The organism is Massilia sp. IC2-477 (assembly GCF_020707265.1).
Lineage (GTDB): Bacteria > Pseudomonadota > Gammaproteobacteria > Burkholderiales > Burkholderiaceae_D > Telluria.
Window position 1 is genome coordinate 611,096 of sequence record NZ_JAJFEQ010000002.1, and the last position, 11,670, is coordinate 622,765.

The window sequence follows — 11,670 nt, forward strand, 5'->3', positions numbered from 1 at the left end:
TTCATGCGTGCGGCGGAGATGCGGTCAGCAGAGCTGTCCGCCGAAGGGGTCGCTGATGGTCTGGTTGGCGTAGTCGATCCCGCTCAGCTCGCGATACTGCGCCATGGTGCGCGCGCTGCCCAGGCCATAGGCGCCGGGCAGGCCGTCGCCCATCAGGAGCCGGTTCAGGCGCTGCTTGGCGCGCTCGGTCAGGTAGGCCGACTGGAAGGCGCGTTTCGCATCCGCCTCGCCGTGCCAATGGTGGCTCTCGTAGGGCGTGCCCTCGGTCTTGTACAGGTGGTAGACCGGGGTGGTGAGCGGATGGAAGATGTCCCAGCCGCGGGTAAAGGCGCGCACCGCCAGGCTCTGCTCCTCGCCGTGGAAGTACAGGTAGGGGTCGTAGGGCACTTCCTCGACAAAGCTGCCGGCCGCGAACAGAAAGCCGGCCGAGATGTGGCAGCCCATCACCGGCTCGGTGGTGAACAGGTGGCGCGCCATGAAGCGCAGCACGGCGTCATCAGGCGCCAGGTTCTTTTCCGGGTGCGGGCGCAGCACCAGCGCGGTGCGGCCCTCGCTTGGGGTGTACTGCGGGACGCCATCGACCATGTCGAAGCGGTAGGGATAGGTGCTGACGATCGGCTTGGCCGAGCGTTCCCGGAGTTGCGCATGCAGCTTTCGCAGCTGCTCGTCCCAGCCCGGCTCGAACAGGGTATGCGAATCGACCTGCAGCAGGAAGGCTTCGCCGTCGTACAGCGAGAAGGCGGTGCTGCGCGCCCAGCTCACGCCCAGCGTGTCCTGCGGGTGCAGGTGCACGTAGCGCACCTGGCGCGCGAAGGGCAGGGCGGCGATTGCGCCGCGCTGGTCCTCGACGTGCTGGTCGACCACGCCGAGCGAGATCAGCTCCGGCCGGGTGGCCTTGGCCACCGCGTCGTTCAGGGTGAAGAACAGCATCGGGTCCAGGTAGGAGGCGATGCTGAGGAAGATGGTCGGCGGCGCGGTAGGGGACATTATCGTGGTGGAGCGCTGAGGTTTCCGAAGGGGGTGCCGTCGGCCTTCAGCGCGCGCTGCACGGCCGATGCGGGGAGGTTCATCAACAGGCGCACCAGTTCCGGCTGGCGGTTGGTGGAGGTCTTCTGGTAGATCGACATCAGCTGCTTGCGCACCGTGTCGTACTGCACGCCCAGGGTGTCGGCGATGTTCTTGAGCGGCATGCCGTCGGCCAGCAGCGAAGCGACGCGGCCTTCGGCATGCGACAGGCCGAAGGCCGCCGTGAGCAGCGCCGAGTCGATTTCCTGGGCCGAGGTCGGGTGGTAGAAGAACAGCATGACCAGCGGGCGCAGGCCGAAGCTGCCCATGGTGCGCTCCGGTACCAGCATCGTGAAGAAGCCGTACAGCACGTCGGGCGCCGCGCCCGGGCTGCTCGCCATGTGCAGGGAGCGGAAGGCCTTGCCGTTGGCTTCGGCGGAACCGACGCCGCTGCGCACCTGGTGTTCGAGTTCTGCACATTGTTCGAGAAAGGCGCGCCGGTAGGCCTGGGGCAGCACGACGCGGTTGTCGACCACCTGCACCAGGCTGGTCGAGCCGAGCAGGCAGCGCGCCGCTTCGTTGGCCAGCACCAGCTCGCCGCCCGTGGTCAGCAGCATCACCGGCTGGCGCAGCCTGTCGACCAGCGCGTGACCGACCAGGGCCTGGGCCGAATACACGAACTGGGTCAGGCCCATGCGCGCCGCACGCTGGAGGTGCGGGCGCAGGCGGTCCAGGAAGGCCAGGGCGTCAGGCGGCATCGGCCCATCGTCGGGCCGGCGCAGGCAGGCCAGCAGAACGATCGCCTCCTTGTTCTCGACCAGCTTGCAGGCCGTCAGGTAGCGCGCGCCATGCGGGATCAGGAACTCCTGGTAGAACGGGTCGTTGGCGACGAAATCTTCGGCGAAGTGCTCGTGGCAATGCAGCCATTCGTCGTCCCATCGAGTGCGCAGCAGCCCGACGCGCGGATCGATGAACTGGAATTTCTGAATGTACTCCAGGTCGATCTGCGGCGCCATGTCGGCGCCTTCGCTGTACGACAACGCGCCATGCTCGCCGTCGTAGGCGAGCAGGTGGATGGCGCGTCCACCCACAGCTTCGTGCACGCATTCGAGCACGTTGCGCCATGCCGCCCGGTTGTCGAGCGTGTCGTAGATCAGGTTGACGGCGCGGTCGAACTGCGCTTGCGAGAGATTCAAAATGGACTCCGTTCAATAATTCCTATGCATCGTAACTGATGAGCAGTTGCATTGGAACTACTGGTTGTCGCCTCGCCACGACAATATTTCAACGTGGCAATACTGGCAAGTCCGAAGTAGCGTGTTACGGAGCCGAAGGCGTACTGAACAGGACCGTCCGTACCCCGCCGCCAGACATGGGGGTGAGCTGGTACAGGCGGTCGTATTCCTCGTCGCCGATGTCGCTGCCGGGCGCGCCGCCGAACAGGCGCACCAGTTCCGGCAGGGTGTTCGAGTGCCCGACCACTAGCACCGGCCCGGACAGGCCCTTCACCTTCTCGACCAGGGCCTTGGGCGCGCGCGGGTCGTACAGCTGCACGTCCAAGCCAAGGCGCTGGGCCAGCGGCTGGGCGGTCTGGCGGGTGCGCTGGGTCGGCGTGCTATGGATGCTCGTGATACCGGTGCGCGCCAGGATGGTGGCGATCGCCTGCGCCCGCGCCTGGCCCTGCGGAGTCAGTTCCGGATCCTGTCCCACGGCCGCCTTTTCGCCATGGCGCACCAGGTAGATGGCGCTGGGCTCGGCCAGGGCCACGCCGGGTGCAAGGATGGCCAGGCTGAGGGACAGGCAGCGGAACAGGCGGGCGGGCAGGCTCATGGGATCCTCTTTGGTAGGGACGAAAAAAAGGCAGGGTAGCATGCCCCTGCCTTTCTGTTAACGCTGCCGTTGTAAGGTGGTCGGCGAAGCCGAACACCCTACAGTTGGGTGAGCGAGATGGTATTCGCCGCCGGCGTCGAGCATGGCTCTTCATCGAAGGCGATGTCGCCCAGCGGGTTCGGCACGCCATCCGTCTTGAGGTCGACGAAGCCGAACAGATTCCGGTCCTGCAGGTGCGACGGCACCACGGTGGACAGCGAGGAGAACACGTTCTCCACGCGCCCCGGATGTTTCTTTTCCCAGTCGCGCAGCATGGCCTTGATCTGCTTGCGCTGCAGGTTTTCCTGCGAGCCGCACAGGTCGCACGGGATGATCGGGAAGCCCTTTACTTCCGCATAGCGCTCGGTATCGGCTTCCTTTACGTAGGCCAGCGGGCGGATCACCATGTGCTTGCCGTCGTCCGACACCAGCTTGGCCGGCATGCCCTTCAGCTTCCCGCCGAAGAACATATTCAGGAAGAAGGTCTCGAGGATGTCGTCGCGGTGGTGGCCGAGGGCGATCTTGTTGCAGCCCAGTTCATCGGCCACGCGGTACAGGATGCCGCGGCGCAGGCGCGAGCACAGCGAGCAGGTGGTTTTACCCTCCGGGACCAGGCGCTTGACGATGCTGTAGGTGTCCTGGTTCTCGATGTGGAAGGGCACGCCCAGCTTCTCGAGGTAGGCCGGGAGCACCTCGGCCGGGAAGTTCGGCTGCTTCTGGTCGAGGTTGACCGCGACGATGTCGAAGTGGATCGGCGCACGCTCGCGCAGGGTCATCAGGATGTCGAGCAGGGCGTAGCTGTCCTTGCCGCCGGACAGGCAGACCATCACCTTGTCGCCGTCCTCGATCATGTTGAAGTCGCCGATGGCCTGGCCCACCAGGCGGCACAGGCGCTTGTGCAGCTTGTTGTTCTCGTACGCGATTTTCTCGAGTTTCTTGGCGTTCGCGTCCGGGTTCAGTTGGTCGAGATCCGCTTCGCTCATGCTTCTTCCTTCACTTGGAACACTTCGACGCCCACGCCTTCGCAATCGGGGTAGACGTCCGGCTTCATGGTCGACACGCGCGCGGCGCGCACGCGCGGGTGGGTCAGCATCGCCTTGACCACGTCGTCGCACAGGGTTTCCTGCAGGTGGATGTGGCCCTTCGAGATGCGCTTGGCGATGGTCTCGCGCATGAAGTCGTAGTCGACCACTTCCGACAGCTGGTCGGCCTTCGGGGTGGACTGCTCGAGCGGGATGTACAAGTCGACGTTGATCAGGACACGCTGTTCCGCCTTCTTCTCGAAGTCATGCACGCCGATGTTGATCATCACTTCGTAATTGCGCAGGAACAGCCGGCGGCAGTCGCGCAAGCTCGGGTGAATCAGGGCGGATAACATGGGTAAGGCCTTATGAATGGTTAGTAGGTTCGGTCAGGAACATCACGTCGCGGTTGGATGGCGCCAAATGCTGGCCGCCATCGACCAGCAGGGTGGTGCCGGTCAGGGCGCGGGCGCCGGCGGCATACACCACCGCGTCGGCGATGTCCTGCGGGGTCGAGGAACGGCCCAGCGGCGTCATGCGGTGCGCCTGGGCGAAGCCTTCCTCGCTCTGCTCGCCCGACACCATCGTGATGCCGGGCGCCACGCCGACCACGCGGACCAGGGGCGCCAGCGCCTGGGCCAGCATCGTGGTGGCCGCGTGCAGCGCCGCTTTCGACAGCGTGTACGACAGAAAATCCGGGTTGAGATTGTACAGTTTCTGGTCCAGCAGGTTGATGACCACCGACTGCGATCCCGCCGGCGTGGCGGCATGCAGGGCTTGCGCCAGCAGCAGCGGCGCGGTCACATTGGCGCCCATGTGGGTGGCCAGCAGGTCCGGCGAAAACGTGGTCGCACTGTCGTATTCAAACAACGACGCATTGTTGACCACGCAGTTGATCAGGCCCAGTTCCGCCGCCACGCGACCTGGCAGGGCGCGCACCGCATCCTGGTCCAGCAGCTCGCACTGGAACAGCGCGGCGCGCCGGCCGAGGGCGTGGATGGCCTCGACGGTCTCTTGCGCTTCGCGCTCCGAATGGCGGTAATGCACGGCGACGTCCCAGCCGGTGGATGCCAGGCCGAGCGCGATCGCGCGGCCCAGGCGGCGGCCTGCGCCGGTGACCAGCGCCAGCCTGTGTACAGTCGTGGAAGCGGTCATATCGTTAAACACATTCGTGTTGGCTCCGTTTCGCTACAATGCGGGCATGTCACTGCCTCTACCTGCTCCCGACGCCCTTGCCGCGTCCCAATCCCTGCAACAACTGATCGCCACCGAGATCGAACAGCTCGGCGGAGCGATGGCGTTTTCACGGTTCATGGAACTGGCGCTGTATGCGCCGCGGCTCGGGTATTACAGCGGCGGCGCCTCCAAGCTCGGGGCGAGCGGCGATTTCACCACCGCGCCCGAAATCTCGCCCCTGTTCGGGGCCAGCGTGGCGCGCGCGGCAGCCGCTATTATCGCCCAAAGCGCGCCCGACATCATCGAATTCGGCGCCGGCACCGGCAAGCTGGCGCGCGACGTGCTCAGCGCGCTGGACGGGCTGGGCGTGGGGGTGAACTCGTACACCATCATCGAACTCTCGGGCGAGCTGCGCGCGCGCCAGCAGGAAGCGCTGAAGGATTTGCCGCAGGTCCGCTGGCTGGACGGCATGCCGGAGCGCTTCAGCGGCGTGGTGCTGGCCAACGAGGTGCTCGATGCGATGCCGGTCGAACTGGTGATCCGCAAGGACGGGCGCTGGATGCGCCAGATGGTCACCGTGGAGAACGGCGCCTTTGCTTTCGTGCAGCAGCCCTTGCCCGACGCGCTGGCGGCGCAGGTGACGCGCCAGATCCCGGACGCCGACTCCCTGCCGGACGGCTACCTCACCGAGATCCACCCGGTGGCCGAAGGCTTCATGGCCTCGCTCGCGCGCATGATGGAGGGCGGACGCGGCGCGGCTTTCCTGTTCGACTACGGTTTTCCGGCGCACGAGTACTACCTCGACCAGCGCATGGGCGGCACCCTGATGTGCCACTACCGCCACCACGCGCACCCGGATCCCTTCTACCTGCCGGGCCTGCAGGACATCACCGCCCACGTCGACTTCACCGCAATGGCGCTGGCTTCGCAGGAAGCGGGGCTGCCAGTGCTGGCGTACATGAACCAGTCCTCCTTCCTGCTGGCCTGCGGCATTGGCGAACTCCTGATGGAAACCGACCCCGAGGACACGCTGCGCTTCCTGCCGCAATCGAAGGCGGTGCAGAAGCTGGTATCGCCGGCCGAGATGGGCGAACTGTTCAAGGTGCTGGTGGTCGGCAGGGATGTAGACTTGCCGGAAGCAATCGTGCGGGCGGACAAGACCCACCGCCTGTAGAATTTTTGACATCTTGCGCTAGAGACACAAATCCGGCTAAGCTGTACCACCGGTTTGTTCCCATGGCGGAACAGGCGCATTCTCGAGAACATGGCCAGAATCCACACCCACTATGACAACCTGAAGGTCGCGCGCGGCGCGCCGGCGGAAGTCATTCGTGCGGCGTACAAGGCCCTCAGCCAGAAATACCATCCTGACAAAAACCCGGGCGATGAAAAGGCCGCCCGGATCATGGCGATCGTCAATACCGCGTACAACACCCTGTCCGACCCGGTGCGCCGCAAGGAGCACGACGAGTGGATCGCCTCGGAAGAGTGGGAAGTGGAGTGGCTGGAAAGCACCGGCGCCGAAGACAATCCGGCGGCGGGCAACCGTTCCCGCCCCGACAACTGGGAACCGCGCGTCCCGGAAACCACGGCCCGTCCCCGGCCGCGCCTGATGCGCGACCCGCGCTGGTGGCTGGGTCTGGCGACCTGCTTCGTGGCCGGCGCGGCTGCGGCCTGGTACCTGGGCGAGCAGCCGCGCGCGAAACTGCCGGCGGCGCTGGCCTGGGTCGGCAAGGCGGATCCGGCCCCGGCCCACGTGCCGGCAACCGACCGCCCCGACGAGCTGGGCGCCGACGCCAGCACCGAAGGCTGGGCGCGCCGCTCCGGCGGCGAGGGCAAGGAGCCTCCTCAGATCAAGGCCCTGGGCGTGACCCAGCTGGTCGTGCCGGCCTCCGCGCCCGACTGCGGCACCGACCTGCAGACCCTGGTCGCCCCCAGCGGCGACCCATGGCCGGAAAGCTCCGGCTACCTGCCGGGTTACCCGGTCGGCAATACCGGCAACGAGATGCAGGTCCTGGTCGACAACAGCGCCAATGCCTCGCCGGTATTCGTCAAGCTCTACGACCTCGACCGCCGCTCGAACGTGCGCCACGCCTACGTGCAGCCGCGCGCGAGTTTCCTGATCGATAAGCTCAGCGTTGGAAAATACGAGGTGCGCTACCAGAACATCGTCGTCAACGACGGCAAGACCGAGTGCCTGAACGGGCGCCGCGTCCCGCTGCGCCAGGCCGCCGCCTTCAGCTCCAGTCCTTGAATTGTGGTTTTTTCCGCGTAACGACCAATCTTTGCGCTGAGACTTTACCCAATTCAACTATTTTAGTTCCCTGCCGTAATATACTGGACCGTGCATACGGCCGCCCATGCAGCGGCCGCCCCCACGCCCAACGCAGGCTTACGGAACTTCATGAACGAACTGGAAGGCCTCACGGCCCTGATCATCGAGCCCCACGCGGGCATGCGCGCCAATGTCCACAGCATGCTCAACATGTGTGGCCTGACGCGTATCGAACACGCCAGTTCCTCCAACCTGGCGGTCAAGCACCTCGGCCTGCGCAGCTTCGACATGGTGCTGTGCGAATACGACCTCGAGGGTGGCCAGGATGGCCAGCAGCTGCTCGAGGACCTGCGCCACCACAAGCTGATGTCGCTGTCGACCATGTTCTTCATGGTCACCGCGGAGGGCAACCACAGCAAGGTGGTCAGCGCCGCCGAGCTGGCGCCTACCGACTACATCCTGAAACCCTTCACCGCCGACCGCCTGCTGGACCGCATCGCGCGCGCCCTCGACAAGCGCAGCGCCTTCATGCCGGTCTACACCCTGATGGAGGCGGGCGACCAGCGCGAAGCGGTCGACGCCTGCATCGAGGGCGAGCGCCTGCACCCGCGCTACGCGGTCGACTTCCTGCGCCTGCGCGCCGAGCTGCACGTGTTCCTGGGCGAGCCCGACCAGGCCGAACCGATCTACCGCCAGCTCATCGAGGCCAAGACCATCGCCTGGGCGCGCCTGGGCCTGGCCAAGACCCTGTTCCTGCGCAAGCAGTACGAGGATGCGAAAGGGATGCTGGAAGAGCTGGTCGACGACAACCGCAACTTCGTCGACGCCTACGACTGGCTGGCGCGCACCCATGCGGCGGTGGGCGACCTGGGAAAGTCGCAGGCGGTGCTCACGGAGGCGGTGGCGGTGTCGCCGCATGCCGTGCGGCGCCTGCGCACCCTGGGCGAGACCGCCTTCGAGGCGGGCGACACGGAAGCCGCCGAAAAGGCGCTCAAGCAGGTGGTGGCCAAGGCCAAGTATTCGGAATTCCGCGACCCCGAAGACCACGTCAAGCTGGTGCGCACCCTGGTCAAGAAGGGCGATCCGGTGGCGGCCGCGTCGGTCATCCGCGACCTCGACCGCTCGATGGGCGGGCGTCCCGCCACCGCCCTGTGCAGCGCGATCTCCTCGGCCCTGCTGCATGAATACACGGGCAACGAAACCCGGCTCAACGAATCGCTCGCCACTGCGCTGGAAGCCTGCCAGGACATGCCCTCGCTCTCGAGCGACCTGAAGCTCGAGCTGGCGCGCAGCTGCCTGGAAAACAACATGGAAGAGGGCGGTGCCGAGCTGGTGCGCGAGGTGATGCGCAACGTCTCGAACGACGCCGGCATGGCTAGGGCCATGGGTGTGCTGGAACAGGCGGGCTTCCCCGACCTGGCGCGCACGCTGGCGCAGGAAAGCCGCCAGCACGTGGTCGACCTGGTGGCCGACGGCGCCGCCCGCGCCAAGAGCGGCGACTACAAGGGCGCCGTCAGCCTGATGCAGGAAGCGGCGGTCAAGCTGCCGAACAACCCGTCGGTGGCCTTCAATGCCGCGCTGGCGACCCTGCGCTGCCTCGAGCACGACGGCTGGGACGACAAGCTCGGCCTGCAAGTGGTGGGCCTGATCGGCAATGTGCGCAAGCTCGATCCGGGCAACCCGAAGCTGGGCGCGCTGTCGGCGCTGCACCACCAGATCCTGAAGAAATACGAACGCAACGCGCAGGGGCGCCAGCTCAAGCCGGCCCGGAAGACCGCATAAGAAAGACACAAGGCCATGGCCGCAATGCTTGACGCAGTGACAAATTCGTTTCCGCCGGAAACCGCGACCCGCCGCGTGCGCGCGGCCCTGATGCACAAGGTCTGCGGCGACGAAGAGATGTTCGCCCTGGGCGCCTCGATTGCCCGCGTGGTCGAGATGGCCTCGAGCGACGACCAGGGCACCCACGACCTGGCCTATTACGTGGTCTCCGACCCCGCGCTCACCCAGCGCATCCTGCGCCTGTCGAACACCATCCAGTACCGCCCCGTGGCGAGCACGCCGGTGACCACGATCTCGCGCGCGATCTCGCTGCTCGGCTTCGACAACGTGAAGACCACCGCGCTGGCGATGCTGCTGGTCGACGCCCTCGCCAGCAGCGAGCATGCCGCCAGCGTGCGCGTCGAACTGGAAGCCTCCCTGTGCGCCAGCCTGGTCGGCCGCGAGATGGCGCGCCACAGCTTTTTCCAGGGCGCCGAGGAAGCCGCGATCTGCGCGCTGTTCAAGAACGTGGCGCCGCTGCTGGTGGCCAGCCACGAGCACGACCGCTACCGCGAGATCAGCGCCCTGGTCGCCGGCGGCAAGCACACGGTGGGGCAGGCCTCGCAGATGATCCTGGGCTGCAGCTATGACGCGCTGTCGCAGGCGGTGCTGGGCGAATGGAAGATCCCGGACCTGATCGTGCGCGCCCAGGCCGCGCTGCCGCCAGGCGGCGTGCGGGTGGCCGCCAACCGCGGCGAATGGATGCGCCAGGTGGCCTCCTTCGGCCTGGACGTGGCGCGCCTCCTGGGCCGGACCCACGAGCCCGCCAATTCGCTGGAAGCGCAGGCGCTGCTGGCGCGCTACGGCGAAGCGCTCGACCTCGACCGGGAGCGCATGCTGGACCTGATGTCCTCGGTGCAGGAAGGCATGCGCGGCCTGCTCGAGAGCATGAACATGCAGCCGACGCCCAAGAGTGAGCCGAAGGATGAGGGCAGCGGCCTGCCGAACGTCTTGCTGCTGGCCACCTTGGATGCCGGCGAGGAAGAGCAGGAGGGCAGCCACCCGAGCGGCAAGCCGAAGAACGCGCGCGACCTGCTGCTGGCCGGCGTGCAGGACGTGACCCTGCTGCGCGCCTCCGGCCAGGGCAAGGTCAACGACGTGGTGCTGGCCGTGCTCGAGACCCTGTACAGCGCGCTTGGGTTCCGCTTCGCGACCGTGTGCCTGAAGGACGCGAAGAGCGGTCAGTACCGGGCGCGCGTGGCGCTGGGCGAAGACAGCGCCCGCCTGCAGGCCGGCTTCGCCTTCCCGCTGGCCCCACACCGCGACCTGTTCCACCTGGCGATGGAGAACGACGCCGACCTGATGATCTCGGACGCCGGCAGCCCCAAGATCCGTGACCTGCTGCCCGAGTGGCACCGCAAGCTGCTGCCGGACGCGAAGAGCTTCATCGTGCTGCCGCTGGTGGTGGGGAAGGTGCAGCTGGGGCTGTTCTATGCGGACCGCAGCGCGACCGCGGAAGAGGGCGTCCCGCCAGATGAAACCGCCCTCATCAAGGCCCTCAAGGGTCAGGTATTGGCAGCGCTTGCCCCGTAGGGTGGGCGGGTTCCCCGCCCACGCGGTGATAGGCGAAATTTGAGTGTTCGTGGCATTGCCGGCAACCGTCGACCGCGTGGGCGGGCGACCCGCCCACCCTACGAAAAACAGATCTCCATAAATCCCAGCAAATCACCCTTGTGGTTTTGCATCCCGCCCGTTACAATCACGCCCCGAAGCAACGCTGCTATGCGAAGCGGACAAAGTCTGCCGAAACTTAGTTGACAGTACGTTGAGCTTGCTTCATACTCTGCGGTTCTTCGCGGTGGGGTGGCCGAGTGGTTAAAGGCAGCAGACTGTAAATCTGCCCTCTCTGAGTACGCTGGTTCGAATCCAGCCCCCACCACCAAAAAGAAGAGTCGAAGGAATTGAATTTGTACCTCGCGGGTGTAGCTCAATGGTAGAGCAGAAGCCTTCCAAGCTTACGACGAGGGTTCGATTCCCTTCACCCGCTCCAGTTAAGTGCGGTGTAGTTTTCAACCGCAAAAATAAGCCCTTGTAGCTCAGTGGTAGAGCACTCCCTTGGTAAGGGAGAGGCCACGTGTTCAATCCACGTCAAGGGCACCAGAATTTTGTACGGCAGTCGCGTAGCACTCGTCCGTCAGGTGTGCCTGGTAATTCTCAAAAAAATCGTTAGATCTTAGGAGTCTGAAATGGCAAAGGAAAAATTCGAACGGACCAAGCCGCACGTCAACGTCGGCACCATCGGTCACGTTGACCACGGCAAAACCACCCTGACGGCTGCAATCGCAACCGTTCTGTCGAAGAAGTTCGGCGGCGAAGCCAAGGCCTACGACCAGATCGACGCGGCTCCGGAAGAAAAAGCACGCGGCATCACCATCAACACCGCGCACGTCGAGTACGAAACCGCGAACCGTCACTACGCGCACGTTGACTGCCCAGGCCACGCCGACTACATCAAGAACATGATTACCGGTGCTGCGCAGATGGACGGCGCGATCCTGGTGT

Annotated in this window: 11 protein-coding genes and 3 tRNA genes; 8 read left to right on the forward strand and 6 right to left on the reverse strand. The window is 65.6% G+C overall.

Going from position 1 to position 11,670, the window contains the following annotated elements:
- Positions 1 to 24 precede the first annotated feature (24 nt).
- The 6 genes from LK542_RS06120 to LK542_RS06145 form a co-directional block, all read right to left on the reverse strand.
- Positions 25 to 987, reverse strand: coding sequence for a GlcNAc-transferase family protein (locus tag LK542_RS06120; protein ID WP_227811192.1), 963 nt, complete (start codon positions 985 to 987; stop codon positions 25 to 27).
- Positions 987 to 2,201, reverse strand: coding sequence for a helix-turn-helix transcriptional regulator (locus LK542_RS06125; protein ID WP_227811193.1), 1,215 nt, complete (start codon positions 2,199 to 2,201; stop codon positions 987 to 989). Before LK542_RS06125 ends, LK542_RS06120 begins: the two co-directional genes overlap by 1 nt.
- A 124-nt stretch (positions 2,202 to 2,325) precedes the next feature.
- Positions 2,326 to 2,835: a histidine phosphatase family protein gene (locus LK542_RS06130; RefSeq protein ID WP_227811194.1), complete on the reverse strand. Its 510-nt coding sequence runs from the start codon at positions 2,833 to 2,835 to the stop codon at positions 2,326 to 2,328.
- Positions 2,836 to 2,933: 98 nt separating this feature from the next.
- A complete protein-coding gene (gene ttcA / locus LK542_RS06135; protein WP_227803201.1) occupies positions 2,934 to 3,857 on the reverse strand; it encodes a tRNA 2-thiocytidine(32) synthetase TtcA in 924 nt (307 codons plus the stop codon).
- Positions 3,854 to 4,252: a dihydroneopterin aldolase gene (locus LK542_RS06140; RefSeq protein ID WP_227803200.1), complete on the reverse strand. Its 399-nt coding sequence runs from the start codon at positions 4,250 to 4,252 to the stop codon at positions 3,854 to 3,856. The genes ttcA and LK542_RS06140 overlap by 4 nt, the downstream gene beginning before the upstream one ends.
- Before the next feature lie 10 nt (positions 4,253 to 4,262).
- Entirely contained in the window at positions 4,263 to 5,051 is a 789-nt protein-coding gene (locus LK542_RS06145; protein WP_227811195.1) for an SDR family oxidoreductase, read from the reverse strand.
- A gap of 46 nt (positions 5,052 to 5,097) precedes the next feature.
- Here LK542_RS06145 and LK542_RS06150 point away from each other — a divergent pair, with 46 nt between their 5' ends.
- The 8 genes from LK542_RS06150 to LK542_RS06185 form a co-directional block, all read left to right on the forward strand.
- Complete coding sequence (locus LK542_RS06150; RefSeq protein ID WP_227811196.1) at positions 5,098 to 6,246, forward strand: class I SAM-dependent methyltransferase; 1,149 nt, start codon at positions 5,098 to 5,100, stop codon at positions 6,244 to 6,246.
- A gap of 90 nt (positions 6,247 to 6,336) precedes the next feature.
- Entirely contained in the window at positions 6,337 to 7,326 is a 990-nt protein-coding gene (locus LK542_RS06155) for a J domain-containing protein (protein WP_227811197.1), read from the forward strand.
- A 150-nt stretch (positions 7,327 to 7,476) separates the two neighbouring features.
- Entirely contained in the window at positions 7,477 to 9,129 is a 1,653-nt protein-coding gene (locus LK542_RS06160) for a response regulator (protein ID WP_227811198.1), read from the forward strand.
- 36 nt (positions 9,130 to 9,165) lie between these two features.
- Complete coding sequence (locus tag LK542_RS06165; protein ID WP_374040120.1) at positions 9,166 to 10,701, forward strand: HDOD domain-containing protein; 1,536 nt, start codon at positions 9,166 to 9,168, stop codon at positions 10,699 to 10,701.
- A 264-nt stretch (positions 10,702 to 10,965) separates the two neighbouring features.
- A tRNA-Tyr gene (locus tag LK542_RS06170) sits at positions 10,966 to 11,050 on the forward strand.
- A gap of 34 nt (positions 11,051 to 11,084) precedes the next feature.
- Positions 11,085 to 11,158: transfer RNA gene (locus LK542_RS06175), tRNA-Gly, on the forward strand.
- Between the two features lie 35 nt (positions 11,159 to 11,193).
- Positions 11,194 to 11,268 (forward strand) — tRNA-Thr (locus tag LK542_RS06180).
- An 86-nt stretch (positions 11,269 to 11,354) separates the two neighbouring features.
- The coding region (locus LK542_RS06185; protein ID WP_227811199.1) for a GTP-binding protein at positions 11,355 to 11,670 on the forward strand (316 nt) is incomplete at its 3' end.

Coding starts and splice junctions, on each gene's coding strand:
- LK542_RS06120 (WP_227811192.1), bottom strand. CDS start 987: ATGTCCCCTACCGCGCCGCCGACCATCTTCCTCAGCATCGCCTCCTAC.
- LK542_RS06130 (WP_227811194.1), bottom strand. CDS start 2,835: ATGAGCCTGCCCGCCCGCCTGTTCCGCTGCCTGTCCCTCAGCCTGGCC.
- ttcA (WP_227803201.1), bottom strand. CDS start 3,857: ATGAGCGAAGCGGATCTCGACCAACTGAACCCGGACGCGAACGCCAAG.
- LK542_RS06140 (WP_227803200.1), bottom strand. CDS start 4,252: ATGTTATCCGCCCTGATTCACCCGAGCTTGCGCGACTGCCGCCGGCTG.
- LK542_RS06145 (WP_227811195.1), bottom strand. CDS start 5,051: ATGACCGCTTCCACGACTGTACACAGGCTGGCGCTGGTCACCGGCGCA.
- LK542_RS06150 (WP_227811196.1), top strand. CDS start 5,098: ATGTCACTGCCTCTACCTGCTCCCGACGCCCTTGCCGCGTCCCAATCC.
- LK542_RS06155 (WP_227811197.1), top strand. CDS start 6,337: ATGGCCAGAATCCACACCCACTATGACAACCTGAAGGTCGCGCGCGGC.
- LK542_RS06160 (WP_227811198.1), top strand. CDS start 7,477: ATGAACGAACTGGAAGGCCTCACGGCCCTGATCATCGAGCCCCACGCG.